Raw genomic sequence first — 25,095 nt, 5'->3', positions numbered from 1 at the left:
AACCTCTAAAGTTGGACCTGTGACTACCACGACCGACCGTGCCGCCGACCCTGCCAACGGGCCGGCCGACCCCTGGCCGGCGCCCCGAGCGCGCGGTCCGGTGACGGCGACGGTGTCGCTGCCCGGAAGCAAGTCGCTCACCAACCGGGCGCTGGTGCTCGCCTCGATCGCGGACGGGCCCAGCGCCGTACGTCGTGCGCTTCGGTCCCGCGACACGCTGCTGATGGCGGCAGCGCTCACGTCGTTGGGGTCACAGGTGGACACCTCGGGAGACGACTGGGTCGTGACGCCTGGGGCGTTCGGCGCCGATGCCGAGGTCGACTGCGGGCTGGCGGGGACGGTGATGCGGTTCGTACCTCCGGTGGCCGCGCTCTCCACCGGCACGGTCGCCTTCGACGGCGACCCGCACATGCGCAAGCGGCCGGTCGGCGAGGTGCTGCGTGCCCTTCGCGATCTCGGCGTGGACATCGAGGGCGACGGGCTGCCGTTCACGATCCAGGGGCAGGGCGTCGTGCCCGGCGCGACCGTGGTGGTCGACGCCTCGGCCTCGAGCCAGTTCATCAGCGCGCTGCTCCTCGCGGGTGCGCGGTACGAGCAGGGTGTGGACGTACGCCACGAGGGCAAGCCTGTGCCGTCGCTCCCCCACATCGACATGACGGTCGCGATGCTGCGCGAGCACGGCGTCGCGGTCGACGACTCAGACGCCAACCGATGGATCGTGGCACCAGGACCGATCAAGGCGCTGGACCGCACCATCGAGCCGGATCTGTCCAACGCGGCCCCGTTCCTGGCCCTGGCCGCTGTCTCGGGCGGGACCGTGACCGTGCGCGACTGGCCGCAGGCCACCGACCAGCCGGGCGACCAGCTGCGCGAGGTGCTCTCGCTGATGGGCTGCGAGGTGCGGGTCACCGACGACGGGCTGACCGTCACCGGGCCGGAGCAGCTCACCGGGATCGACCTGGACATGCACGACATCGGCGAGCTCACCCCCGCCGTCGCGGCGCTGTGCGCACTCGCCTCGACGCCTTCGCACCTGACCGGCATCGGCCACATCCGCGGCCACGAGACCGACCGGCTCGCCGCGCTCGCGCGCGAGCTGGGTGCGCTCGGGGCTGACGTCACCGAGCATCCCGACGGGCTGACGATCCGGCCGGCGGCTCTGCACGGCGGGGTGTTCCACACCTACGCCGACCACCGGATGGCCCACGCCGGCGTCATCATCGGGGCTGCCGTCGAGGACGTCCTGGTCGAGAACATCACCACCACCAGCAAGACCTTCACCGACTTCGCGCCCTTCTGGGCGGGACTCTTCTGAGCACCTGATGTCGAAGGCACAGCGGCGCTACGGGACCGAGGACGTCGAGCACTACGACCGCCCCCGGCGCCGCACCCGGCCGCGGACGAAGGACCGACCCAGCTACGACGAGGCCGACCTCGGGCGGGTGATCACCGTCGACCGAGGCCGGTTCACGCTGGTCATGGACGAGGCTCCCGACGTCGAGGTGTGGGCGGTCAAGGCTCGCCCGCTCGGCCGTAAGGGCGTGGTCGTGGGCGACCGGGTGAAGGTCGTCGGCGACACCTCGGGCGCCGAGGGGGCGCTGGCGCGGATCGTCGAGCTCGAGCCCCGGGAGACCGTGCTGCGGCGTACGGCCGATGACGACGACCCCGTCGAGCGGGTCGTGGTCGCCAACGCCGACCAGCTGGTGATCGTCACCGCGATCGCCGACCCCGAGCCGCGCACCGGCTTCATCGACCGCGCGCTGGTGGCTGCCCTGGAGGCGGGCATCGACCCGCTGCTGTGCATCACCAAGGCCGACCTGGCCGACCCGGAGTCGCTGGTCTCGATCTACCGGTCGCTGGGCGTGCCGTGGGTGGTGACCCAGCGCGGCGGCGACATGAGCGCGCTGCAGGAGAGGCTCGACGGACGTACGTCGGTCCTCCTCGGCCACAGCGGGGTGGGCAAGTCGACGCTCGTCAACGCGATCGTTCCCGACGCCGGGCGCGAGGTCGGGCACGTCAACGCGGTCACCGGCCGGGGGCGGCACACCTCCACGTCGGCATTGATGCTGCGGCTCCCGGGGGCCGGCTGGATCATCGACACCCCGGGGATCCGTACGTTCGGGCTGGCTCACGTCGAGCCGGAACGGCTCATCGTCTCCTTCCCCGATCTGCAGGAGGCGACGGCCGAGTGCCCGCGCGGCTGCTCGCACGCCGCCGATGCGCCGGAGTGCGGGCTGGACATCGCCGTCGAGGACGGGAGGCTCGATCCGGAACGGGTCGCCTCGTTCCGTCGCCTGCTCGAGGCGCGGTCGGTGCCGACGTACGCTCTCTGACAGGTCGAGCCCTCGATGCCCCAACCGGTGTTTTCGTGGGGAACCGGTTACCAGGGGAGGGTTCGCACGGAGAGCGGAGCCACTAGAGTGGATCCTCGTGGCGAGCACTCCTGACTACAACGACGACCTGCGGCTGGCGCACCTGCTGGCCGACGACGCCGACTCGCTGTCGACGTCGCGGTTCAAGGCGCTCGACCTGCATGTCATGACCAAGCCCGACCTGACCCCCGTCTCGGACGCGGACAAGGCCGTGGAGGAGTCGATCCGGCGTACGCTCTCCCGCGCGCGGACGCGGGACGCGATCACCGGCGAGGAGTCGGGATCCTCCGGCTCGTCCAGCCGCCGCTGGATCGTCGACCCGATCGACGGTACGAAGAACTTCGTGCGCGGCGTGCCCGTCTGGGCGACCCTGATCGCGCTCGCGGTCGACAACGAGGTCGTGATGTCGGTCGTCTCCGCGCCCCAGCTCGGGCGGCGCTGGTGGGCGGCGAAGGGTCAGGGCGCCCACACCGGCAAGTCGCTGATGAAGTCGACCCGCTGCCAGGTCTCGGACGTACGCCGCCTGGAGGACGCCTCGATGTCCTACTCCTCGCTGCACGGCTGGGAGGAGCGCGATCGGCTCGAGGACTTCCTGGCGCTGATGCGCAGCTGCTGGCGCACCCGTGCCTACTCCGACTTCTGGTCCTACATGCTCGTCGCCGAGGGCGCGGTCGACATCGCTGTCGAGCCGGAGCTCGAGCTCTACGACATGGCCGCGCTGGACATCATCGTGCGCGAGGCCGGCGGCCAGTTCACCTCGCTGGCCGGCGACCCGGGGCCGTGGGGCGGCAACGCGCTGGCCACCAACGGTCACCTGCACGACGCCGTGCTCTCCTTCCTCGGCGGCCTGCCCGACGGCAACAACGACGCCGACTGGCCGGCCGCGCAGCCGGGATCGGTCACGGCGTTCCGCCGCCCGGGCACCGAGTAGCCGCGTTCCGGAACAGACCCTGGCGTGACGCACGTCACGGCCGCTACCGTTGGTGCATGAAGATCGCGGACGTACTCACTCGCAAGGCGATCGCAGAAGTCGTCACGATCGCATCAACCGCCACCGTGCGTGACCTGCTCGGGGTGCTCTCCGAGCACGGCATCGGAGCCTGTGTCGTCAGCACCGACGGCACCGCCGTCGCCGGGATCGTCTCCGAGCGCGACGTGGTGCGGCGCCTCCACGAGAACGACGCGCTGCTCGCCGCCGAGGTCTCCTCGATCATGACCGCCGAGGTCGAGACCTGTGCCCCCGAGGCCACCATCGACGAGATCCTGGGCATCATGACCAAGCGCCGGATCCGGCACATGCCGGTCGTCTCCCCCGACGGCGGTCTGGTCGGCATCGTCAGCATCGGCGACCTGGTCAAGCACCGCATCGACCAGCTCGCGTTCGAACGCGACCAGCTCGAGGCGTACGTCCACCAGACCTGACCTTCACAGGACCTGCACAACTTCTGCAGCCTTTCCGGCTACTCGGGCTTCTAGCCTGAGCATGTGCCAGAACATCTGACCGTCACCCGCCGGGTCCTCGTCGTCGAGGACGAGCCGGTCATCAACCAGGCCGTCTCGGACCGGCTCGAGGCGGAGGGGTACGACGTCGTCCGGGCGTGGGACGGACCCGGGGCGGTCTCCTGCTTCGAGGAGACCTCGCCAGACCTGGTCGTCCTCGACGTGATGCTGCCCGGCTACGACGGCCTCGAGGCGTGCCGCCGGATCCAGGCCGTACGCCCCGTGCCGGTGCTCATGCTGACCGCGCGTGTCGACGAGGCCGATGTGCTCGTCGGGCTCGGCGTCGGGGCCGACGACTACCTGACCAAGCCGTTCCGGGCCCGCGAGCTGGTGGCCCGTGTCAACGCGCTCCTGCGGCGGGTGGAGCGGGCCGCCGAGCTGGCCGGGTCGCCGCGGCGTACGGCTGAGATCGGGGGGCTCCGGATGGATCCGGCGGCCCGACGGGTGTGGGTCGACGGCGACGAGGTCAGGCTCACCCCGACCGAGTTCGACCTGCTCGTCTGCCTGGCCGCCGACCCGGGGGCCGTGGTCACCCGCGAGCGGCTCCTCGCCGAGGTCTGGGGCTGGAACGACGCCTCCGGAACCCGCACGGTCGACAGCCACGTGAAGGGGCTGCGCGCCAAGATCGGGTCCGAGCGGGTCCGGACCGTGCACGGCGTCGGCTATGCCCTGGAGGCCGGCGAATGACTCCGCTGGAACGGGTCTCCTCGATCAAGGTCAAGCTCGGGCTCCTGGTCGCCGCGAGCGCGCTGGTGGCGGCGGTCGTCGCCTCCGTCGGGCGGATCACCGGGGTTTCCCCGTGGATCTCGATCCCGGTCACGATCGGGATCGCGCTCGCGGTCACCCAGCTGCTGGCGGCCGGGATGACGTCCCCGCTGCGGCAGATGACCGTCGCGGCCCGGCGGATGGCCCGGGGCGACTACTCGGTCTCCGTGCCTGCCGTCGGTGCCGACGAGGTCGGGCAGCTGGGCCGTGCGTTCAACACGATGGCCAGCGACCTCGGCGCCGTCGACCGCCAGCGCCGCGACCTGGTCGCCAACGTCTCCCACGAGCTGCGTACGCCGCTGGCGGCTCTCACCGTCGTGCTGGAGAACCTCGTGGACGGCGTCGGATCCGACCCGGCCGCGCTGCAGACCGCGCTCGGCCAGGCCGAGCGGCTGACCCGGCTGGTCGAGGACCTGCTCGACCTGGCGCGCGTCGACGCCGGCAAGGCGCCGCTGAGCACCGTCTCTGTCGAGCTCGGCCCCCTGCTGGAGGCCTGCGTCGCGGAGACGCTGGCCAACGGGCGGCCGGTCACCTACGAGATCGACGCGCCGGCCGGCCTGGTCGTCGACGCCGACCCCGATCGCCTCAGCCAGCTCGTCGTCAACCTGCTCGACAACGCCTCCCGGCACAGTCCCCGCGGCGGCGTGGTCACCGTGCGCGCCGGGATCGACGGCGAGCGCTATCACCTCGAGGTCCTCGACTCCGGGCCCGGCATCCCCGTCGCCGACCGCGGGCGCGTCTTCGAGCCCTTCGGCACGCTCAGCTCCTCCGGCGAGGGTGGCGGGACCGGGCTCGGGCTCGCCATCGCCCGGTGGGTCACCGACCTGCACGGCGGCTCCATCGCCTTCCTCGACCCGCTCCCCGGCGCCGCCGGCGCCCGGGTGCGCGTCGACCTTCCGGTGCGTCCACCCGCGCGCACCGTCCCTGATCAGCTCAGTCCCAGTCATCTCACCCCCACCCATGAGGAGAGCCAGATGCCCACCACTCCCCCGGCGGCCGAGCCCGCCGAACCGGCCCAGCCGGTCGCCGCTCCCAGCGCGGATCCCAAGGCCGCCTATGCCGCCCCGTCGGTCCTCGATGACATCTTCGGCACCTATTGGCCCGATTCAGGTGTCGCGGGCAGGTTCGGGCTCTTCATCGGTGCCGTGGTCGCCGGCCTGCTCGGCGGCCTGCTGATCCCCGACCGCAATGCCGGGCTCGGCACGGTCATCGTGCTGCTGGCCGCCGGCGGGGTCGTGATGCTGGCGAGCGAGAAGCGTCGCAGCTTGTTCCCGATCGTCTGCTACGTCCTGTTCGCGCTGCTCTCCTCGGTCGCGGTGTTCCGCGACGCCGAGTGGCTCGTCGTACTGTGCCTGCTCACGGCGATCGCGGTGATCCTGTGTGCCTCCACCCAGGCGAAGACGCTGCTCGGGATCGTGCTGACCGGGATCTCCTGGCCGCTGGCAGGGCTGCGCGGGATCCCGTGGCTGGGCCGCACGCTGACCAGCGTCTCCGGTCGCGGACATGGCGCGGCGGTCGCCCGCACCACGGTGCTCTCGCTGCTCGGGCTGGTGATCTTCGGGCTCCTGTTCACCACCGCCGACGCGGTGCTGGGCAGCTGGGTCGACCAGTTCGTGCCGGACGTACGCCCTGACACCTTCGCGGCTCGGATCTTCATGACCGTCTTCGTCTTCGGGGTCGTGATGGGCGCTGCGTACCTGGCTGTGAACCCGCCGCGGATCGACCGCAACGAGCGTACGTCCCAGCCCGTCGCCAACCGCTACGAGTGGCTGGCTCCGGTCGGTGTCGTGGTCGCCGTCTTCGCCGCGTTCCTGATCGCACAGGCGACTGCTGTCTTCGGCGGCGAGGACTACCTGCGCGAGACGACGGGGCTGACGTACGCCGAATACGTCCACCAGGGGTTCGGCCAGCTCACCGTCGCGACCGCACTGACCCTGCTGGTGATCTGGGCTGCGGCGCGCAAGGCGCCGGTGGAGACCGTCGCCGACCGGCTGTGGCTGCGGATCGCGCTCGGGCTGCTCGCCGCGGAGGCTCTGGTCGTCGTCGGGTCGGCGCTGTACCGGATGCACCTCTACCAGGAGGCGTACGGCTTCACTCAGCTCCGTCTGCTCGTCGATGTCTTCGAGGCCTGGCTGGGCCTGCTGGTGATCGCCGGGCTGGTCGCCGCGGTGACCGGCACGGCGATCGCCGGTGGGCTCTGGCTCGGCAGGTTCGCCCTGGTCAGCGGCGCTGTCGCGCTGCTCGGGATCGCCGCGATCAACCCGGATGCGTGGATCGCCGAGCACAACGTCTCGCGCTATGAGGAGACCGGGAAGCTCGACACGGACTTCCTCGCCGATCTAAGCGACGACGCGGTGCCGGCCCTGAAGAAGCTCCCCGAGGACCTGCGCAGCTGTGTGCTCGGGCCCAACGACCGCGAGGGCGACTGGCTGGAGTGGAACCTCGGCCGGGAGCGGGCCGACGGGCTGACCCCGGTCTACCCCGGGACGGCCGATGCGACGGTGGTGTGCCCCAGCGAGTCTCGATACGTAGACTGAATTCATGAGCCAGAAGCCTGAGATCGACTTCGTCGACCCCACCCCTCCGACCGACCTCGTCATCAAGGACATCACCATCGGTGACGGCGAGGAGGCCACCGAGCGCGACCGCGTATCGGTCCACTACGTCGGCGTTGCGCTGTCCACCGGTGAGGAGTTCGACGCGTCCTACAACCGCGGCGAGCCGCTCGACTTCCGCGTCGGCATCGGCCAGGTCATCCAGGGCTGGGACCAGGGCATCCTCGGCATGAAGGTCGGCGGCCGCCGCCAGCTCGTCATCCCGCCCCACCTGGGTTACGGAGACCGCGGCGCCGGCGGCGCGATCAAGCCCGGCGAGACCCTGATCTTCGTCTGCGACCTGGTCAAGGTCGAGAAGTAGCGGTTGGGATACCCGGTTAACCGGTTGTTCCTGCACTTCTCAGGCAATGCAACGCCAGAGAAGTGCAGGTTTCCCCGGTTAACCGGGTATTCCTACGACTTACCAAGGAACGTCGAAGTCGGCCTCGTCTGAGACCCGGGCCGCCTGACCGGCGTACTCCACGACGTCGCCGAGGCGGAGCTGGCGGCCGCGGCGGAGCTCGATCTCACCGTTGACCTTCACCTCGCCGGCGGTGATCGCCGGGCGCGCCTCGGAGCCGGCCTCGACCAGGTTGGCCAGCTTCATGAACTGACCGAGGCGGATGACCTCGTCACTGATGGGTACGTCGAAGGGCTCGCTCACACCGCCATCCTCCCCCGCCCGCCGAGACGTCACCAAAAACGGCCGAGGCGTCAGCACGGTCGGCCGAGTTGGCACGCGGTGGCGGCTCGACCGACGTACGTGACCTTTCGGCCGACGTATCTGACGCTTCGGCGGGTCACTCCATCAGGACGGCGACGGTGTGGATGATCACGCCGACGAGACCACCGACGATGGTGCCGTTGATGCGGATGAACTGCAGGTCGCGACCGACGAAGAGCTCGATGCGGCGAGCCGCCTGCTTGCCGTCCCAGCGCTGGATGGTGTGGGTGATGACGGTCGTTGCCTCGCGGCCGTAGCGCTTGACGACGTAGACGGCCACGTCGGAGGCGAGTGCGTCGTAGCGGCGCTGGAGGCTCTCGTCGAGGACGACCTTCTGGGCGTAGCGGATGACCTCGTCCAAGGCGCGGCGGCGGACGACGCCGTCGGGGTCGCGCAGGGACGTGGTCAGCGCACGCCGCAGGGCGTCCCAGATCGAGATGGCGGTGTTGATGACGCCGGGGTGGTCGAGCACCCGCTCCTTGAGCCGCTCGGCGCGCTCCATGGTCGCCTCGTCGTGCTGCAGGTTGTCGGCGAGATCGGCGAGCATCGTGTCGATCGCCTTGCGGGCACGATGCTCGGGGTCGTCGCGGATGTCGGCGATCCAGCGGACCAGCTCGACGTGGATGCGGGCGGTCACCGGCTCGCGCAACACCTGGGGCGTCCACCACGGCGCCCGCTCGCCGAGCACCTCGGTGACGATCTCCTCGTTCTCCTCGAGCCAGCCGTGCAGCTCGACGAGCGCCAGGTCGACCAGGCCGTGATGGACGCCGTCGTCCAGCGCGGCCTGCAGCGTGCCGCCGAGCAGCGGCGCGATCTGCTCCTCACGCAGGCGAGGTACGAACCCGTCCTGGATGATCTCGACGATGTGGCGGTTGCTGATCCGGGAGAGCCCGTCGGCGACCACGGTGGAGACCTCGTCGACGACCCGCTTGGCGTTGGGCTCCTCGGCGAGCCAGAGCGCGAGCCGCAGCGACGGCATCGCGACACCGAGCCGCTCGCGGATCGTCTCCTCCTGCAGGAAGTTGTCCTGGACGAACTCCTCCAGGCTGGCGCCGAGCTCGTCCTTCCGCTTCGGGATCAGCGCGGTGTGCGGCACCGGCAGCCCGAGCGGGTGACGGAACAGCGCGGTGACCGCGAACCAGTCGGCCATCGCACCGACCATGGACGCCTCGGCACCGGCGTTCACGAACCCCCAGAACCCGTCCAGCCGAAAGGTCAGCAGGTAGACGATGGCGGCCACGACCAGGAGCCCGGTGGCGACGATGCGCATGCGGCGCAGCGCCTGGCGGCGTACGACATCGGCCTCGGTCTCGACCATCAGGCCGCCGATGCCGGCGCCCCCAGGAGAACTCATGGGCTCAATTGTGCCGGGTCGTCCCACGCGACGCGATCTGCAACACCACGACCAGCATTTCTATAGGCTACTCACGGGTTGGGCCACAGGTGAGTTACAAAGGATCCAAGGCCGTCACCGATCCCTTCCCCTGCTCGTTGGAGTGGGCGAGAGTGCCTGAGGGGAGGCACACGTCCCACCGAGGAGATACATGTCGTCGCACAACGCGGACGGTGTGGGGTCGCATCTGTTCGACTCGTCGAGGAGCGCTATGTCGTTGACCACCGCCGCCAAGGTGGAGGTTCTGAGCGTCCTCGTTCGCGCCGGCCGGGAGGCCCGCGCCCCACTCACCCCGCACGACTGCAACACCGTGGTCGAGACCAGTGCCCATCTCGCCGAGATCGCGCCGACCCTTTCCGAGGGCACGCCCGGCGAGCGGGCCCGCGCGACCCGCTCCGCGATGGAGCTGTTCCTCTCCGTCGACTGCCCTCAGCTCGCGCCCGAGCTCCGCGAGGAGCTCGCCAGAGCCGTCGAGCACGTCGTCGTACGTCATCCGGCGACTGCCGCCTAGCGCAACAGGGTTTCAAGCACCTCATCGTCTGAAGCAAAAATGCCGTCGCGACCCCACGGGTCGCGGCGGCGTGCTTGTATGTGAGTCGGGAGGTAGTTGCATGACGATCGTCAGAGCCGCAATCAGCCAGACCACCTGGACCGGGGACAAGGTCTCCATGCTGGACAAGCACGAGGGCTTTGCGCGGGACGCCGCCGCCCAGGGCGCCCAGGTGATGTGCTTCCAGGAGCTCTTCTACGGGCCCTACTTCGGGATCACCCAGGACAAGAAGTACTACCGCTACGCCGAGCCGGCCGACGGGCCGATCGTGCAGCGCTTCGCGAGCCTGGCCAAGGAGCTGGGCATCGTGATGGTGCTGCCGATCTACGAGGAGGCCGACACCGGGGTCTACTACAACACCTCCGTGCTCGTCGACGCCGACGGCACGATCCTCGGCAAGTACCGGAAGAACCATCTGCCCCACGTCGAGAAGTTCTGGGAGAAGTTCTACTTCCGCCCCGGCAACCTGGGCTACCCGGTCTTCGAGTCCGCGGTCGGGAAGGTGGGGATGTACATCTGCTACGACCGCCACTTCCCTGAGGGTTGGCGCGAGCTCGGGCTCAACGGGGCCCACATGGTCTTCAACCCCAACGCCACCAAACCCGGGCTCTCCAACCGGCTCTGGGAGATCGAGCAGCCCGCCGCCGCGGTCGCCAACGGCTACTTCGTGCTCGCGCCCAACCGGGTCGGCCTCGAGGACAACGAGTACGGCGAAGAGGCGGTCAACTTCTACGGGATGTCGCAGGTCGTCGACCCCCGCGGCAACTACGTGGGCGAGCTCGGCTCGGGCGAGAAGGAGGAGCTGCTCGTACGCGACCTGGACATGAGCATGGTCCAGGAGATGCGCGACGACTGGCAGTTCTACCGCGACCGGCGGCCCGATTCGTACACCGCCATCCCCCGACCCTGAGGAGGCTCTACCCATGACTGCCGGAATGACCACGCTCATCAAGGGTGGCACGGTCGTCTCCGCGACCGGGCGCACCCAGGCAGACGTGCTGGTGGACGGCGAGAAGATCGTCGCGCTCATCTCCCCCGGGAGCACTCCGCTGGGGACGATCGAGGCCGACGTGACCATCGACGCGAGCGGGAAGTACGTCATCCCCGGCGGCGTCGACGCCCACACCCACATGCAACTGCCGTTCGGTGGCACCAACGCCAGCGACACCTTCGAGACCGGCACCCGGGCCGCGGCCTGGGGCGGCACCACGACGATCATCGACTTCGCGGTGCAGCGCTACGGCGAACGCGTACAGGACGGGCTGGCGCACTGGCACGAGCTGGCCGCCGGCAACTGCGCGATCGACTACGGGTTCCACCAGATCATCGGCGGGGTCGACGACGACTCGCTCAAGGCGATGGACACCCTCGTGGACGAGGGGATCACCTCCTACAAGCTGTTCATGGCCTATCCGGGTGTCTTCTACTCCGACGACGCGCAGGTGCTGCGGGCGATGCAGAAGGCGACCGACCACGGGCTGCTGACGATGATGCACGCCGAGAACGGGCCGGCCATCGACGTGCTCGCCGCGCAGCTGGCCGAGTCCGGCAAGACGTCTCCCTACTACCACGGCATCGCGCGTGCCTGGCAGATGGAGGAGGAGGCCACCCACCGGGCGATCATGCTCGCCGACGTGACCGGGGCTCCGCTCTACGTGGTGCACGTCAGCGCCAAGCAGGCGGTCGCGCAGCTGGCCAAGGCCCGTGACCACGGGAAGAACGTGTTCGGCGAGACCTGCCCGCAGTATCTCTACCTCACCCTCGAGGACCAGCTCGGCGCGAGGTCGGAGGAATGGGGCGACTTCGAGGGCGCCAAGTGGGTCTGCTCGACGCCGCTGCGGTCGCGGGAGGAGGGCCACCAGGACGCGATGTGGCAAGCGCTGCGCACCAACGACCTGCAGATGGTCTCCACCGACCACTGCCCCTTCTGCATGAAGGAGCAGAAGGAGCTCGGCAAGGACGACTTCCGGGCCATCCCCAACGGGATCGGGTCGATCGAGCACCGCGTCGACCTGCTCTACCAGGGCGTGGTGACCGGGCAGATCACGCTCGAGCGGTGGGTGGAGCTGATCGCGACCACACCGGCGCGGATGTTCGGGCTATACGGCCGCAAGGGCGTCATCGCGCCGGGAGCGGACGCCGACATCGTCGTCTACGACCCGAACGGCCACACCTCCATCGGAGTCGGCAAGACCCATCACATGAACATGGACCACTCCGCCTGGGAGGGCTACGAGATCGACGGACACGTCGACGTGGTGCTCTCCCGAGGCTCCGTGGCCGTCGCCGCCGGCGAGTTCAAGGGCACCAAGGGCCACGGCAGCTACCTCAAGCGCGACCTCTCCCAGTACCTGGTGTGACGTGATGGACTTCGGTGTCGTCCTCCAGACCAACCCGCCCGCCTGGCGGGTCGTCTCCCTGGCGAAGCAGGCCGAGGCATACGGCTTCGACTACGTCTGGACGTTCGACAGCCACCTGCTGTGGATGGAGCCGTACGTCATCTACAGCCAGATCCTCGCCGAGACCCGCACCATCAAGGTCGGCCCGTTCGTGACCAACCCGGCGACCCGCGACTGGACGGTGACCGCGTCGGTCTTCGCGACCCTGAACGAGATGTACGGCAACCGCACCGTGTGCGGGATGGGGCGCGGCGACTCGGCGGTGCGGGTGCTCAACGGGAAGCCGTCGACGATCAAGGAGATGCGCGAGGCGACCCGGGTGATCCGCGAGCTCGCCAACCGGCGCCCGGTCGAGATCAACGGCACCACGCTGCAGTTCCCGTGGGCCAAGCGCTCCGAGCTGGAGGTGTGGATCGCCGCCTACGGCCCGCTCGCACTGAAGGCGGCCGGGGAGGTCGGCGACGGGTTCATCCTGCAGCTGGCGGACCCCGACATCACCGAGTGGATGATCGGGGCGGTCAAGAAGGCGGCCACCGACGCCGGCCGCGACCCGGAGTCGCTGACGTTCTGCGTGGCCGCTCCTGCGTACGTCACCGACGGGTCGCCCGAGGCGCTGGATCATGCCCGCGAGCAGTGTCGGTGGTTCGGCGGGATGGTGGGCAACCACGTCGCCGACATCGTCTCCAAGTACGGCAGCGGTGCCGTCCCGCAGGCGCTCACCGACTACATCAAGAACCGCGAGGGCTACGACTACAACGAGCACGGGCGGGCCGGCAACACCCACACCCAGTTCGTGCCCGACGAGATCGTCGACCGGTTCTGCCTCCTCGGCTCGGTCGAGGAGCAGGTCGCCAAGCTCGAGCAGCTCAAGAGCCTCGGCGTCGACCAGTTCGCCGTCTACCTGCAGCACGACGCGATGGACCAGACCCTGGCTGCGTACGGCGATCTGGTGATCCCCCGGGTCAACCGGCCGGCGACCACGAAGGTATGAGCGCGCGATTTCGTTGATTGTGGCGTGAGAATGTAACGAAAACGTAGCCATCGTCCTGATATACCGTCGTAATCAGTATCCCGGACCGGCGGCGACCCTGCTGCTCCCGGCGTAGAGTGAAAACCCAGATCCATGTCCATCCACGCACCCCAGGGGACAGCCTTGACCAGCGCCAGCGACGCCCGTGCCTACGACCTCGACCGAGCCCATGTCTTCCATTCCTGGTCCGCCCAGGGGTCGCTGAAACCGCTCGTGATCGCCGGCGGTCTGGGCTCGAAGGTGTGGGACGACTCCGGGCACACCTACCTCGACTTCTCCTCCCAGCTGGTCAACACCAACATCGGCCACCAGCACCCCCGGGTGGTGGAGGCGATCAAGAAGCAGGCCGAGACGCTGACCACCATCGCGCCGACGACTGCCAACCTGACGCGCGGCGAGGCGGCCGAGCGGATCACCGACATCGCGCCGGTCGGCTTCAACAAGGTCTTCTTCACCAACGCCGGCGCCGACGCGGTCGAGAACGCGATCCGGATGGCCCGCATCCACACCGGCCGCGACAAGGTCCTCTCGACCTACCGCTCCTACCACGGCAACACCGGGGCGGCGATCGTCGCGACCGGCGACTGGCGACGGATCCCGAACGAGTACGCCCGCGGCCACGTCCACTTCTTCGGCCCCTACCTCTACCGCTCGGAGTTCTGGGCGACCACGCCGGAGCAGGAGGCCGAACGCGCCCTCCAGCACCTGCGCCGGGTCATCGAGTCCGAGGGACCCGCGTCGATCGCGGCGATCCTGCTCGAGACCATCCCCGGCACTGCCGGGATCATGATCCCGCCGCCGGGCTACCTCCCCGGGGTCAGGGCGCTGGCCGACGAGTTCGGGATCATGCTCATCCTCGATGAGGTCATGGCCGGCTTCGGCCGCACCGGCGAGTGGCTGGCCCTGGATGCCTACGACGTCGTTCCCGACCTGATCACCTTCGCCAAGGGGGTCAACTCCGGCTACGTACCCGCCGGCGGGGTGATCATCTCCGACCCGGTCGCGGCGACCTTCGACGACCAGGTCTTCCCCGGCGGGCTCACCTACTCCGGCCACCCGCTCGCGATGGCGTCGATCGTGGCGACCATCGAGGCGATGAACGAGGAGGGCATCGTCGACAACGCCGCGACCATCGGCACCGACCACATCGCCCCCGGCCTCGCCTCGCTGGCCGAGAAGCACGACGTGATCGGCGAGGTACGCGGCACCGGGGTCTTCTGGGCCCTCGAGCTCGTCGCCGACCGCGAGACGCGGGAGCCGCTGCCCGCCGCGACGATGGGCCGGATCAAGTCCGACCTCATCGCCCGCGACCTGATCCCGTTCACCATGGAAAACCGCATCCACGTGGTGCCCCCGTGCGTCGTCACCCCCGACGAGGTCGCCGAGGCGATCTCGATCTACGACGACGTGCTCGGCTCGCTGTAACAGCTCTCTAAGGACGCATGACATGACCGACCTCCCCATCCTCGACCACTGGATCGGCGGGGCCACCAACCCCGGCACCGGCACCCGTCTCGGCGACGTCTACAATCCCGCGCTCGGCACCGTCCAGAAGCGCGTACGCTTCGCCTCGGCCGCTGACGTCGACACCGCCGTCTCCGCAGCCAAGAAGGCGTTCGAAGAGTGGAGCGAGACCTCGCTCACCCGGCGTACGGCCGTGCTCTTCAAGTTCCGCGAACTGCTCAACGCCCGCAAGGGCGAGCTCGCCGAGATCCTGACCGCCGAGCACGGCAAGGTGCTCTCCGACGCCGCAGGCGAGATCGCCCGCGGGCTCGAGGTCGTCGAGTTCGCCTGCGGTCTCTCCCACCTGCTCAAGGGCACGGTCTCCGAGCAGGTCTCCTCCGGTGTGGACGTGACCACGCTCAAGCAGCCGCTCGGCGTGGTGGGCATCATCAGCCCGTTCAACTTCCCGGCCATGGTGCCGATGTGGTTCTTCCCGATCGCGATCGCGGCCGGCAACGCCGTCGTGATCAAGCCGTCGGAGAAGGATCCGACCGCGTCCAGCTGGATCGCGGAGCTGTGGTCGGAGGCGGGGCTGCCCGACGGCGTCTACAACGTCGTGCACGGCGACAAGGAGGCGGTCGACGCGCTCCTCGACAACCCCGACGTCGCCTCGATCTCCTTCGTCGGCTCCACCCCGATCGCCCGCTACGTCTACGAGCGCGGCACCGCTGCCGGCAAACGGGTCCAGGCGCTCGGGGGCGCCAAGAACCACATGCTCGTCCTGCCCGACGCCGACCTCGACCTGGTCGCCGACTCGGCGGTCAACGCGGGCTTCGGGTCAGCCGGCGAGCGCTGCATGGCGATCTCCGTGGTGCTCGCGGTCGACTCGGTGGCCGACAGCCTGATCTCGAAGATCACCTCGCGGATGGCCACGCTCAAGACCGGCGACGGCACCCGGGACACCGACATGGGGCCGCTCATCACCGGCGCCCACCGGGACAAGGTGGCGAGCTACGTCGACGTGGCCACGGCCGACGGCGCCGAGGTCGTCGTCGACGGACGCGGGATCGAGGTGGACGGCGACCCCAACGGGTTCTGGGTCGGGCCGACACTGGTGGACCGCGTGCCGACCACGTCGACCGTCTACACCGAGGAGATCTTCGGACCGGTGCTCTCGGTCATCCGCGTCTCCGGCTACGAGGAGGGCCTCGAGCTGATCAACTCCGGCCAGTTCGGCAACGGCACCGCCATCTTCACCAACGACGGCGGCGCCGCCCGCCGATTCCAGCGTGAGGTGCAGGTCGGGATGGTCGGCGTGAACGTGCCGATCCCGGTGCCCGTCGCCTACCACTCCTTCGGTGGTTGGAAGGCCTCGCTGTTCGGGAACGCGAAGGCGTACGGCCCCGCTGGGCTGGACTTCTTCACCCGGGAGAAGGCGGTCACCACCCGCTGGCTCGACCCGTCGCACGGCGGGATCAACCTGGGGTTCCCGCAGAACTCCTGAGAGATCTAGTAGTCGTAGTCGTCGTCGGGGCCGGCTGCGTCGAGTTTCTGCTCGGCGTAGTCGGCCTCGTCGACGTCGTCCGGCGTCGAGGTCACCGTCTCCTCGGCGTCCAGAGGCGCCTCGTCGTCGACGGTCTCCTTCACGACGTCGGTCGCCTGCTCCTCGAGGTCTGCCTCTGCTGCGTACTCGCTCATCTACCCTCGCTCAGCTCGATCCGTGTGCTCGGTCTCCAGTAGATCACCGCCACCCGGGTGCCGCCACGGATCGCTGTGGCTCAGCGCCGGCGTGGTGCCCCCAGGGCAAGGCGGAGATCCTGCTTCAGGGTCGTGTATGCCTCCTTGGGCTGCCGGTTCACATCCCAGAGCAGCGCGTAGCCCTCCCCTTCGAACCAGCCAGGTACCCAGGAGTGGGTGTCGTCGATGCCCCAGACCGTGAACGATGTGCAGGCGCGTACGGCGAGGCAGGCCTGGAGCATCTGGGAGAACTCGTAGGGGTGGGCGAAGAGCGCCAGGTTGTCCGTGGGGACCTGGGTCTCGGCGGAGTCGACGAAGGTGCGTACGTCGGCCTCGGTGACCGCGACCTCGAGACCGAGGTCGGCATAGCGCTGCAGGTCGTCGCGGAAGCGCTCGCCGGAGAAGCCGTACTGGGTGTCGAGGTGGCCCTGGTTGCCGACACCGTGGATGGGTACGCCCTGGGCGACCAGGCTCTTGACGAAGGCGTAGACCGCGTCGGCCTTGGCGTTGTGGCCGTCCTCCCCGGCGATGTTGTAGTCGTTGTAGAACAGCCGCGCCTTCGGGTCGGCCTGATGGGCCCAGCGGAAGGCGTCGGCGACCACCTCGGGTCCGAGCCGGGAGACCCAGAAGTTGTCCGGGTTGAGGCGCGAGGGGTTGGTGTCGGTGAAGAACTCGTTGGCGACGTCCCACTGGTAGACCTTGCCGCGGAAGTGGGCGACCTCGTCGGTGATGTGCTTCTTGAGGATCCCGCGGAGCTCGTCGTTGCTGATGGTGCCGTTGTTGACACCCTCCGTCAGCCAGGCGGGATTCTGGTTGTGCCAGAGCAGGGTGTGGCCGCGCACCTTCTGACCATGGGCGCGGGCGAACTCGACGACCTCGTCGGCGCCCGACCAGTCATAGGTGCCCCGAGTCGGCTCGACGGTCTCCCACTTCATCTCGTTCTCGGGAGTGATGCTGGAGAACTCGTCCGCGGCGATGCCGGCGAGCTCCTCGTCGGCAAGCACTTCGGGATTGGCGGCGACACCGAGGTGCAACCCGATCTGGGAAGCGTAGGAGCGGAGCGAGTCGGATGGGGGCCGGAAGCCACGGGGCTCGGCCTGGGCCACGGATGACGCGGTGGCCGCGATGGTCGCCGCTGCGGTCACGGTCACGACGATGTGACGAAGTTTCACGGTGCCTCCAAGTGCACTAAGTGTGATCGGCATCACAGACAGGCATCAGGATGTCGAGAGGCTCGCGACTTTGTCAATCGTTGTCGATAACGTTTTCTGAAGACGGGCGCCGAAGCCCGATCCCGGCTACGATCCGGTCCATGCCCACCGAGACCCCTGCCCCCGAAGCTCCCGGATCGACGTGGGCCCGCAGCTACGACTACACCGCGCGCGAGCTGGTGCGACCACGTTCCGTGGATGACGTACGCGACCTCGTGCGGCGCGAGCCGCGGCTGCGCGCGCTGGGGTCGCGGCACTCCTTCACCGATCTCGCGGACACACCGGGGGCGCTGGTCTCGCTCGACCTGGAGACCTCGCCGAGCCTGGCCGGTGATGTGGTCCGGGTGCCCGGCGGGATGCGCTACGGCGAGCTCGCCGCCTGGCTGCAGGAGCATGGCCGGGCGCTGCCCAACCTGGCCTCGCTCCCCCACATCTCGGTCGCCGGCGCGGTCGCGACCGGCACCCATGGCTCCGGTGTCGGCAACGGCTCGCTGGCCACCTCCGTGACCGCGCTGGAGATCGTCGACGGGCGCGGCGACCTGGTGCGGCTGGAGGCCGGCTCGCCCGACTTCGCCGGGGCCGTGGTCGGCATCGGTGCCCTGGGGATCGTGACCCATCTCGAGCTGCTGACCTCGCCGACCTACCAGGTCGCACAGACGGTTCACGAGGGTCTCACCTACGCTGACCTGCGAGAACACCTCACCGAGATTCTCGGTGCCGCCTACTCGGTGTCGATCTTCACGCGTTGGGCCGACGAGCCCGACGGGTCGGCCGCCCGGGTCTGGGTGAAGTCGCGCTCGGGGACGCCGGAGCTCCCCGGGACAGTGCTCGCGACCGGGCCGCAGCACGTCGTCCCCGGTCTCGACCCGGCGCCGTGCACCGAGCAGCTCGGCGTGCCGGGACCCTGGCACGAGCGGCTGCCCCACTTCCGCCTCGACTTCCAGCCGAGCGTCGGCGCGGAGCTGCAGAGCGAGTACCTGGTGCCGCTCGATCGCGCGCAGGAGGCGGTCGACGCGGTCCGCTCACTCGCCGACCGGGTCCGGCCGCTCCTGCAGGTGAGCGAGATCCGCGCAGTCGCCGCCGACGAGCTGTGGCTCTCCCCCGCCTATGGCACGGGCACGTTGGCGCTGCACTTCACCTGGAATGCCGACCCCGTCGGCGTACGCGACCTCCTGCCCGACCTGGAGCAGCGGCTTCCGGCGGGCACCAGGCCGCACTGGGGCAAGCTCTTCGCCACCAAGGACCCCGGCGCCGAGTTCCCGCGCTGGGACGACTTCCGGGACCTCGTACGCCGCTTCGACCCGGACCGCCGGTTCTGGAACGCCTGGCTGGACCGGGTGATCGGCTGAGGCTCGCTCAGTCCTCGACGAACTGGCGGTGGTTGCGGATCACCTCGGCGATGATCACGTTGAGGATCTTCTCGGCGAACTCGGGGTCGAGACCTGCGTCGTCGGAGAGCCGGCGGAGCCGCTCGATCTGGACCGCCTCGCGGCTCGGATCGGCAGGCGGGAAGCCCGCGCGCGCCTTCAGCCGGCCGACCTGCTCGGTGCACTTGAAGCGCTCGGCGAGAAGGTGGACAAGGGCGGCGTCGAGGTTGTCGATGCTGCCGCGCAGGCGCAGGAGCTCGTCGTGGGCGTCTTCGGTCACAGCGCTATCAAACCCGATGCGAGCCCCGGAGCACCGACGAGTCTTACTCGCCGGACTCCTTCGAGGACTGCTCCGCGAGCGCCTTGTCGATGTCGAGCTCGACGACGGCGTCGATGACCTGCTTGAGCGCGGGCGCGGGGAGCGCACCGGGCTGCGAGAAGACGAGGTTGCCCTTCTTGAAGGCCATCAGCGTCGGGATCGAAGTGATGTTGGCGGCACCGGCGAGCGCCTGCTCGGCCTCGGTGTCGACCTTCCCGAAGACGATCTCGGGGTGCTCTGCGGAGGCAGCGTCGTAGATCGGGCCGAACTGGCGGCACGGGCCGCACCAGGACGCCCAGAAGTCGACGAGGACGATCTCGTTGTCGGTGACGGTGCTCTCGAAGTTCTCTGCGCCGAGCTCGACGGTGGGCATGGGGCTCTCACTTCCGGTATGGGGTCGGTGCGCGCCGGATCGGCAGGCACGTACGTCTCAACGCACGTGCCCCACTGAGGATTCCCCGTGCGGATTCCTCGTGAGATCAGGGAAGGCGCTTGGCCTTCGGCCCGATCTGCCGCTCGATGCGACTGCGTGGCTGCCCGGTCAGCTTGGCGACGATCGGAACCCGGAACACGTATCCACCGACAGCCGCTGCGATGACCAGCAAGATAATCCAGAACATGTGATCCAGCGTACGCCGGACCACCCAGACCCCACCTCAGGATTCCCCCTGAGATGGGGCCCGGATAAGGCCCGGATGAGTCCCGGGTCGGCGTCAGGCGGCGCGCCGGCCGCGGCGGCCGGACTCGCGCTTGCGCAGAGCGTCGGTGAGCAGCGAGACCAAGGCCTCGAGCTGTACGTCGGCGGAGTCGGTGACCTCTTCGTCGGAGCCGTCCAGGGCACGAGCCGCGAGGCCGGCCTTGGAGTCGATCAGCTCGGCGATCCGGGTGTCGATGGTCTGCGAGGCGATGATGCGCCAGGCGGTGACCGGCTCGGTCTGGCCGATGCGGTGGACGCGGTCGATCGCCTGGGTCTGCTCTGCGTCGGTCCAGGAGAGCTCGGCCAGGATCAGGTTGGAGGCGGCCTGCAGGTTGACGCCGACACCGGCGGCGGTGAGCGAGCAGACGATGACCTTGACCTCGGGGTCGTTCATGAACTCGTCGATGGCCTTCTCGCGCGCCTTCGAGGTCTGGTCGCCGCGGATCGTGGAGTAGCGGATGCCGCGCTCCTCGAAGAGCTTCTGCGCGGTGTCCATCACCTCGATGTGCTTGGCGAAGAAGACGACCTTGCCGACGTTGCGCGCCAGCTGGGCAGCGTAGTCGGCGGCCAGCGAGGCCTTCGCGCGACCGATGCGGCGCATCATCCCGAAGACGTTCTCGCCGGTGGAGGCGTCCTGGTCCTCGCGCTCCCAGGCGGCGACGCGGCGGATCAGCTCGAGGTCGAGCTCGCCGGGAGCCGGCTTGGCGCCGGTCACCCGGGTCTCGATCGCGGTGTCGTAACGCTGCATCATCCGCTTGGCCAGCTCGGCCTCGGCGGCCCGGATCGAGCGGCCCTCGGCGTCGTCGAGCTCGACCGGCAGGTCGGCCACGCGGCGCGCCGGGATGTCGCTGGCGACGTCGATCTTGCGGCGGCGCACGATGCCCTGGTTGACGACGACGCGGCGAGCAGCGCCGTAGAAGCTGTTGTCCTGCGGGGTCAGCCCGGTCTCCTCGAGCCCTTCGAGCAGGCCGTTGAGCGGCTTGACGTCGTCGATCCAGCCGAGGAACTGCCAGATCGCCCGGAAGTCCTCGATGTCGTTGATCAGCGGGGTGCCGGTCAGCGCCATCAGCAGCGGGTTGGCCGTACGCTGCCGGATCTTCTCCGAGAGGGCCAGCACGTGCTGGGAGCGCTGGGAGGACTTGTTCTTGATGAAGTGGGCCTCGTCGACCACCATGCCCTTGAAGCCGAAGTCGCCGAGCCAGCCGACGTGGCGGTCGAGGATCTCGTAGTTGACCACGATGATGTCGGCGAAGCCGTCGATGTCCTCGCCGTTGCCGTGGACGACGGTCGCCTTCTTGGACGGCGTCCAGAGGTCGACCTCGCGGGCCCAGTTGGCCTTGACGACGTTGGGAACGACGACGAGCAGCGGGTAGGCCTCGGCTGCCTCGGCGGCCAGCAGCGCCTGCGCGGTCTTGCCGAGACCCGGCTCGTCGGCCAGCAGGTAGGAGCGGTGGCCCTCGGCCGCCGAGGCGACCAGCTGCGCCTGGTGGTGCATGAGCTCGCGGGTGCCGGGCGCGTCGATGTGGCCGGGGCCGTAGGCGGGCGGCTCGGGCAGCGGCATGCAGGAGGGGCCGGAGTCGGCGTACTCGAAGCTTCGGAACAGCGGCCCGAGGAGCTCCCAGCCGGACAGGCGACGGGCGTGCACCGGCGGGCGGGCGTTGGTGAAGTCGGGCACCAGGAACGGGTTGGAGAGCTGGCGCTGGATGACGCTGGTCGGCACCACGCGCTTGTCGTGGACCACGACGGCGGGCGTGTCGTCCTCGTCCTCCTCCTCGTCCTCCGGCACGTCGACGCCACCACGGGCCATCAGCTCGTGCTTGAGGTCGACGGCGGCGTCGGAGATCTCGGCGTCCTCGGCGAGGAGCTCGAACAGGCGCGAGTCCATGGTCGCGGTCTTGGCGAGGATCGTGGCAATCCCGTCCAGACGCTTGAGCTGCTCGGCGCGGCGACCCTCGTTGAGGGTCTCGTCCTCGAGCACGCGGTGGCGCTCGTCTCGGGCGAGGAGCGCGACGACCTGGAACTTGGTCCGTACGTCGGGCATGGCCGAGCGGCGCTGCACGGCCGACTCCACCTCGCGGACGACCTGCGCGAGCACCGGAATGATGCCCTCGTTGTCCTTGTGGACGCCCTTGCGGCGACCGTTCTGCCCGGACTTGCCGGCATTGCCGTTGCTACGCGAACGGCCGGACCGGTTGTTGCGCCGGGTAGCGGCTCCCTGAGCCAACTGAATCCTCCTTGGGGCCACGCACGGGTGAGTGGCATGTCCAAATGCCGACCCTCATCGGCCGGTCGCCCTCCCAGGGCTCACGCAGATCGATGGCAGACGACTGACGACCGCGTCCAAACAGCGGTACGCGCGATCGGCGCCTCATCGACCGGGCCAGTGACTCGTTCGGTCCCCACGACGAACGTCCACGAGCCGGGCGCTTGCAGCGAGTGTAACCCCACCCACACCGGTTAGCGGAAGTCTCGTTCGGCGTTTTCTGTCAATTGATCAAACACAGGGCTCGGGCAGGCGTCGGATGAGCCTCAGTCGATCAGGTACTGATCCGCCCAGGCCGAGATGATCCGGGCGGCGCGCTGGGCCTGGCCTCGCTTCGTGAGGAGATGGTCGGAGCCCTCCAGCGCCACGAAGGACCGCGGGTGGCGGGCGGTGTTGAAGATGTCGGAGGCGTTCTCGATGCCGACCGTGGTGTCGGTCGGGCTGTGCATGACCAGGAGCGGCTTCTTGAGCTGCATGATCTTCTGGCGCAGGTCGGCGCGGCGTACGTCATGGACGAAGTGCTTGCGCAGGGTCAGCGACTTGCCGCCGGCCATCCACGGCGCTTGGCCGTCCTCGAGCACGCGGGAGAGCACGGCGTCGTAGTTGTGCTCGACGTGAGCCGGCTGGAAGGGGGCACCCACGGTGGCCACGGCGTCGACGCCGACGGCCTCGTTGGCCGCGGCGAGGACGGCCGCGCCACCGAAGGAGTGGCCGACGAGCAGCTCGGCCGGGGTGCCGCGATCGGCCATGAAACGGGCGGCCTCGACGGTGTCGGCGACCTTGTGGGTGAAGGAGCCGTCGCCCCAGTCGCCCTCGGAGTCGCCGAGCCCGAGGTTGTCGAAGCGCAGCATCCCGACGCCCTCGGCGGCGAGCTGCTTGCAGATCCGCGCGGCGGCCGGAGAGTCCTTCCCGAGGGTGAAGCCATGACTGAACACGCCCCAGCCACGCACCTCACCCTCGGGCAGGTCGATCAGACCGGCCAGCATGGGTCCGGACGTACTCTTGAAGGTCACCTTCTCAGCCACGCCCAGGATTCTCTCAGAATCCGGCGCGACTGAGCGTGTCTGCTCAGCCCAGATCCACCGATCTCCGCCTGCTACGCGCCACCATACGGGCGCGCTGGCGGCGTTGCCGCCGCTCAACAGGCCCCGGCATGCCCTCGCGGCGGCGCCTTGCCATCACACCCGTCTGGTGACGCTCGCGACGGCGGCCATCGGTGGATCTGGGCTCAGCGCTCGACGTAGAACAGGCGCTTGTTGAGGAACTCGTCGATCCCGAGCGGGCCTAGCTCGCGGCCGAAGCCGGAGCGCTTGGTGCCGCCGAAGGGGACGTCGGCACCCTCGCCGGCCGGCGTGTTGACGTTGGCCATGCCGACCTCGAGCTGCTGGGCGACGGCGATCGCGCGCTCCTCGTCGGTCGAGAAGACGGCGCCGCCGAGGCCGTACTCCACCGCGTTGGCCAGCTCTACGGCCTCCTCGTCGGTGGTCACCTTGTAGACGACGGCGACGGGGCCGAAGAGCTCCTCGGTGTAGGCGCGCATCTCCGGCGTGACACCGGTGAGGACGGCGGGGGCGAAGAAGGCGTCGGAGCCGTCGGAGATCTCGCCGCCGGCGTGGAGCGTGGCGCCCTTGGAGACCGCGTCCTCGATCTGGTCGCGCAGTGCCTCGGCGGCCTTGCGGGCCACCAGCGGAGAGTAGACGGTGTCGTCGCCGTCCTCGCCCTCGAGCGGCTTCATCGCGGCGGCGCGCTTGGTGAGGGCCGCGACGAAGTCGTCGTAGACGCCCTCGTTCACGATCATCCGCTTGTTGCCGTTGCAGACCTGGCCGACGTTCTCCATCCGGGTCGCCCAGGCGGTCTCGGCAGCCTCGTCGATGTCGTCGGAGTCGAGGATGATGTAGGGGTCGGAGCCGCCGAGCTCGAGGACGACCTTCTTCAGGTGGCGGCCGGCCGCCTCGGCGACCGCCGTGCCGGCGCGCTCGGAGCCGGTCAGGGAGACCGCGCGGACCCGCGGATCGGCGATCATCGTGGCGATCTGCTCGTGGGTGGCGTAGAGGTTCTGGTAGACGCCCTCGGGAAGGCCGGCGTCGGCGAAGATCTGCGCGATCGCGGCCGAGGAGCGCGGGCAGTTCTCGGCGTGCTTGAGGATGACGGTGTTGCCGGCGACCAGGTTGGGCGCGGCGAAGCGGGCGACCTGGTAGTAGGGGTAGTTCCACGGCATGACACCGAGCACCGGGCCGAGCGGGAGGCGCTGGATGACCGCCTTGCCCTCGTGGCCGGGCAGGTCGGTCTCCGCGAGCAGCTCGGGGCCGTGGTCGGCGTAGTAGGCGGTGATCTCGCCGGAGAACTCGGCCTCGCCGGCACCGGAGGAGGCCTTCTTGCCCATCTCGGTGCGGATGATCTTCCCGAGCTCCGCGGCCCGCTCGGTGAAGAGGTCCGCGGCGCGCTTCACGATCGCGGAACGCTCCTCGATCGGGGTCGAGCGCCAGGCTTCGTACGCCTTCTTGGACCGCTCCAGCGCCTCCTCCACCTCGGCGTCGGTGGCGAACGGGAAGGTCTCGATCACCTCGCCCGTTGCGGGGTCGGTCACCTGGTAGGGAGGCGTGGTGCTCATCGTCATCCTCTTCGATCGGGGGCTGCCTTTGGTGCGATGGTACGTGGTTTTGGAGCGCTTTTGATGACGGAACCGTTACTCTTTACCGGTTTTCGCAACTGAATCCGAAGTTAGGACACG

General features: G+C 69.2%; 24 protein-coding genes. 14 read left to right on the top strand and 10 right to left on the bottom strand.

Translation table 11 applies throughout. The annotated features are described in order from the left end of the window. The first annotated feature begins 19 nt into the window (after nt 1-19). The 7 genes from aroA to ABZY89_RS20830 all read left to right on the top strand — a co-directional run bounded on the left by aroA (nt 20) and on the right by ABZY89_RS20830 (nt 7,553). Entirely contained in the window at nt 20-1,315 is a 1,296-nt protein-coding gene (aroA, locus tag ABZY89_RS20860) for a 3-phosphoshikimate 1-carboxyvinyltransferase (protein WP_355230253.1), read from the top strand. A gap of 7 nt (nt 1,316-1,322) precedes the next feature. Next, a complete protein-coding gene (gene rsgA / locus ABZY89_RS20855) occupies nt 1,323-2,333 on the top strand; it encodes a ribosome small subunit-dependent GTPase A (RefSeq protein WP_355230252.1) in 1,011 nt (336 codons plus the stop codon). A 97-nt stretch (nt 2,334-2,430) separates the two neighbouring features. After that, nucleotides 2,431-3,303, top strand: a complete 873-nt coding sequence (locus tag ABZY89_RS20850) for an inositol monophosphatase family protein (RefSeq protein WP_355019191.1) — start codon at nt 2,431-2,433, stop codon at nt 3,301-3,303. Nucleotides 3,304-3,359: 56 nt separating this feature from the next. Beyond that, the gene (locus tag ABZY89_RS20845) at nt 3,360-3,794 is read left to right on the top strand and encodes a CBS domain-containing protein (RefSeq protein ID WP_355230251.1); all 435 of its coding nucleotides are present in this window, start codon (nt 3,360-3,362) and stop codon (nt 3,792-3,794) included. Between the two features lie 63 nt (nt 3,795-3,857). Further along, complete coding sequence (locus ABZY89_RS20840) at nt 3,858-4,559, top strand: response regulator transcription factor (protein ID WP_355230249.1); 702 nt, start codon at nt 3,858-3,860, stop codon at nt 4,557-4,559. After that, on the top strand, nt 4,556-7,174 hold the full coding sequence (locus ABZY89_RS20835) for a DUF4153 domain-containing protein (protein ID WP_355230247.1): 2,619 nt from the start codon (nt 4,556-4,558) through the stop codon (nt 7,172-7,174). Before ABZY89_RS20840 ends, ABZY89_RS20835 begins: the two co-directional genes overlap by 4 nt. Before the next feature lie 4 nt (nt 7,175-7,178). Next, nucleotides 7,179-7,553, top strand: a complete 375-nt coding sequence (locus ABZY89_RS20830; RefSeq protein WP_141795436.1) for an FKBP-type peptidyl-prolyl cis-trans isomerase — start codon at nt 7,179-7,181, stop codon at nt 7,551-7,553. Between the two features lie 99 nt (nt 7,554-7,652). Here the strand turns inward: ABZY89_RS20830 and ABZY89_RS20825 are convergent, their stop codons facing one another. Continuing rightward, nucleotides 7,653-7,895: an RNA-binding S4 domain-containing protein gene (locus ABZY89_RS20825; RefSeq protein WP_141803051.1), complete on the bottom strand. Its 243-nt coding sequence runs from the start codon at nt 7,893-7,895 to the stop codon at nt 7,653-7,655. A gap of 136 nt (nt 7,896-8,031) precedes the next feature. Beyond that, entirely contained in the window at nt 8,032-9,309 is a 1,278-nt protein-coding gene (locus tag ABZY89_RS20820) for a DUF445 domain-containing protein (RefSeq protein WP_355230246.1), read from the bottom strand. 250 nt (nt 9,310-9,559) lie between these two features. On the opposite strand from ABZY89_RS20820, the gene ABZY89_RS20815 reads away from it, so the two are divergent. The 6 genes from ABZY89_RS20815 (at nt 9,560) to ABZY89_RS20790 (ending at nt 16,274) form a co-directional block, all read left to right on the top strand. Continuing rightward, nucleotides 9,560-9,859: a hypothetical protein gene (locus ABZY89_RS20815; protein WP_141803049.1), complete on the top strand. Its 300-nt coding sequence runs from the start codon at nt 9,560-9,562 to the stop codon at nt 9,857-9,859. 100 nt (nt 9,860-9,959) lie between these two features. Beyond that, a complete protein-coding gene (locus tag ABZY89_RS20810; RefSeq protein WP_355019197.1) occupies nt 9,960-10,808 on the top strand; it encodes a nitrilase-related carbon-nitrogen hydrolase in 849 nt (282 codons plus the stop codon). Nucleotides 10,809-10,821: 13 nt separating this feature from the next. After that, nucleotides 10,822-12,258, top strand: a complete 1,437-nt coding sequence (hydA, locus tag ABZY89_RS20805) for a dihydropyrimidinase (protein ID WP_355230244.1) — start codon at nt 10,822-10,824, stop codon at nt 12,256-12,258. A 4-nt stretch (nt 12,259-12,262) separates the two neighbouring features. Continuing rightward, complete coding sequence (locus ABZY89_RS20800) at nt 12,263-13,288, top strand: TIGR03842 family LLM class F420-dependent oxidoreductase (RefSeq protein WP_355230243.1); 1,026 nt, start codon at nt 12,263-12,265, stop codon at nt 13,286-13,288. 162 nt (nt 13,289-13,450) lie between these two features. Continuing rightward, on the top strand, nt 13,451-14,752 hold the full coding sequence (locus ABZY89_RS20795; protein WP_355230241.1) for an aspartate aminotransferase family protein: 1,302 nt from the start codon (nt 13,451-13,453) through the stop codon (nt 14,750-14,752). A 22-nt stretch (nt 14,753-14,774) separates the two neighbouring features. Beyond that, the gene (locus tag ABZY89_RS20790) at nt 14,775-16,274 is read left to right on the top strand and encodes a CoA-acylating methylmalonate-semialdehyde dehydrogenase (RefSeq protein ID WP_355230239.1); all 1,500 of its coding nucleotides are present in this window, start codon (nt 14,775-14,777) and stop codon (nt 16,272-16,274) included. A gap of 5 nt (nt 16,275-16,279) precedes the next feature. Here the strand turns inward: ABZY89_RS20790 and ABZY89_RS20785 are convergent, their stop codons facing one another. Together ABZY89_RS20785 and ABZY89_RS20780 are read right to left on the bottom strand one after the other, a co-directional pair. After that, the gene (locus tag ABZY89_RS20785; RefSeq protein WP_355230237.1) at nt 16,280-16,468 is read right to left on the bottom strand and encodes a hypothetical protein; all 189 of its coding nucleotides are present in this window, start codon (nt 16,466-16,468) and stop codon (nt 16,280-16,282) included. Between the two features lie 80 nt (nt 16,469-16,548). Beyond that, a complete protein-coding gene (locus ABZY89_RS20780; protein ID WP_355230236.1) occupies nt 16,549-17,679 on the bottom strand; it encodes an endo-1,4-beta-xylanase in 1,131 nt (376 codons plus the stop codon). A 140-nt stretch (nt 17,680-17,819) separates the two neighbouring features. On the opposite strand from ABZY89_RS20780, the gene ABZY89_RS20775 reads away from it, so the two are divergent. Continuing rightward, entirely contained in the window at nt 17,820-19,067 is a 1,248-nt protein-coding gene (locus tag ABZY89_RS20775; protein ID WP_355230234.1) for an FAD-binding protein, read from the top strand. Between the two features lie 7 nt (nt 19,068-19,074). Here ABZY89_RS20775 and ABZY89_RS20770 read toward each other — a convergent pair whose 3' ends face one another. The 6 genes from ABZY89_RS20770 to ABZY89_RS20745 form a co-directional block, all read right to left on the bottom strand. Continuing rightward, nucleotides 19,075-19,365: a chorismate mutase gene (locus tag ABZY89_RS20770; protein ID WP_201451241.1), complete on the bottom strand. Its 291-nt coding sequence runs from the start codon at nt 19,363-19,365 to the stop codon at nt 19,075-19,077. A 43-nt stretch (nt 19,366-19,408) separates the two neighbouring features. Beyond that, entirely contained in the window at nt 19,409-19,777 is a 369-nt protein-coding gene (gene trxA, locus ABZY89_RS20765) for a thioredoxin (RefSeq protein WP_355230233.1), read from the bottom strand. Between the two features lie 106 nt (nt 19,778-19,883). Next, the gene (locus ABZY89_RS20760; protein WP_350659602.1) at nt 19,884-20,024 is read right to left on the bottom strand and encodes a hypothetical protein; all 141 of its coding nucleotides are present in this window, start codon (nt 20,022-20,024) and stop codon (nt 19,884-19,886) included. A 93-nt stretch (nt 20,025-20,117) separates the two neighbouring features. Next, nucleotides 20,118-22,325, bottom strand: coding sequence for a DEAD/DEAH box helicase (locus tag ABZY89_RS20755; protein ID WP_355230232.1), 2,208 nt, complete (start codon nt 22,323-22,325; stop codon nt 20,118-20,120). Nucleotides 22,326-22,630: 305 nt separating this feature from the next. Further along, nucleotides 22,631-23,389 (bottom strand): alpha/beta hydrolase, encoded by a 759-nt coding sequence (locus tag ABZY89_RS20750; protein WP_355230230.1) that lies wholly within the window; start codon nt 23,387-23,389, stop codon nt 22,631-22,633. A 203-nt stretch (nt 23,390-23,592) separates the two neighbouring features. Next, entirely contained in the window at nt 23,593-24,975 is a 1,383-nt protein-coding gene (locus ABZY89_RS20745) for an NAD-dependent succinate-semialdehyde dehydrogenase (protein ID WP_355230229.1), read from the bottom strand. Nucleotides 24,976-25,095 lie beyond the last annotated feature (120 nt).

Source organism: Nocardioides sp. NPDC006303 (assembly GCF_040613175.1).
Taxonomy (GTDB): Bacteria; Actinomycetota; Actinomycetes; order Propionibacteriales; family Nocardioidaceae; genus Nocardioides.
This window is presented reverse-complemented; position numbering and strand designations above follow the sequence as displayed.

What these genes read in the sequence shown, in the direction of transcription:
- ABZY89_RS20745 (WP_355230229.1), bottom strand. Translation starts at nt 24,975, where the DNA reads ATGAGCACCACGCCTCCCTACCAGGTGACCGACCCCGCAACGGGCGAG.
- ABZY89_RS20845 (WP_355230251.1), top strand. Translation starts at nt 3,360, where the DNA reads ATGAAGATCGCGGACGTACTCACTCGCAAGGCGATCGCAGAAGTCGTC.
- ABZY89_RS20760 (WP_350659602.1), bottom strand. Translation starts at nt 20,024, where the DNA reads ATGTTCTGGATTATCTTGCTGGTCATCGCAGCGGCTGTCGGTGGATAC.
- ABZY89_RS20810 (WP_355019197.1), top strand. Translation starts at nt 9,960, where the DNA reads ATGACGATCGTCAGAGCCGCAATCAGCCAGACCACCTGGACCGGGGAC.
- ABZY89_RS20790 (WP_355230239.1), top strand. Translation starts at nt 14,775, where the DNA reads ATGACCGACCTCCCCATCCTCGACCACTGGATCGGCGGGGCCACCAAC.
- ABZY89_RS20835 (WP_355230247.1), top strand. Translation starts at nt 4,556, where the DNA reads ATGACTCCGCTGGAACGGGTCTCCTCGATCAAGGTCAAGCTCGGGCTC.
- ABZY89_RS20830 (WP_141795436.1), top strand. Translation starts at nt 7,179, where the DNA reads ATGAGCCAGAAGCCTGAGATCGACTTCGTCGACCCCACCCCTCCGACC.
- ABZY89_RS20820 (WP_355230246.1), bottom strand. Translation starts at nt 9,309, where the DNA reads ATGAGTTCTCCTGGGGGCGCCGGCATCGGCGGCCTGATGGTCGAGACC.
- ABZY89_RS20775 (WP_355230234.1), top strand. Translation starts at nt 17,820, where the DNA reads ATGCCCACCGAGACCCCTGCCCCCGAAGCTCCCGGATCGACGTGGGCC.
- ABZY89_RS20785 (WP_355230237.1), bottom strand. Translation starts at nt 16,468, where the DNA reads ATGAGCGAGTACGCAGCAGAGGCAGACCTCGAGGAGCAGGCGACCGAC.
- ABZY89_RS20815 (WP_141803049.1), top strand. Translation starts at nt 9,560, where the DNA reads ATGTCGTTGACCACCGCCGCCAAGGTGGAGGTTCTGAGCGTCCTCGTT.
- trxA (WP_355230233.1), bottom strand. Translation starts at nt 19,777, where the DNA reads ATGCCCACCGTCGAGCTCGGCGCAGAGAACTTCGAGAGCACCGTCACC.
- rsgA (WP_355230252.1), top strand. Translation starts at nt 1,323, where the DNA reads ATGTCGAAGGCACAGCGGCGCTACGGGACCGAGGACGTCGAGCACTAC.
- hydA (WP_355230244.1), top strand. Translation starts at nt 10,822, where the DNA reads ATGACTGCCGGAATGACCACGCTCATCAAGGGTGGCACGGTCGTCTCC.
- ABZY89_RS20800 (WP_355230243.1), top strand. Translation starts at nt 12,263, where the DNA reads ATGGACTTCGGTGTCGTCCTCCAGACCAACCCGCCCGCCTGGCGGGTC.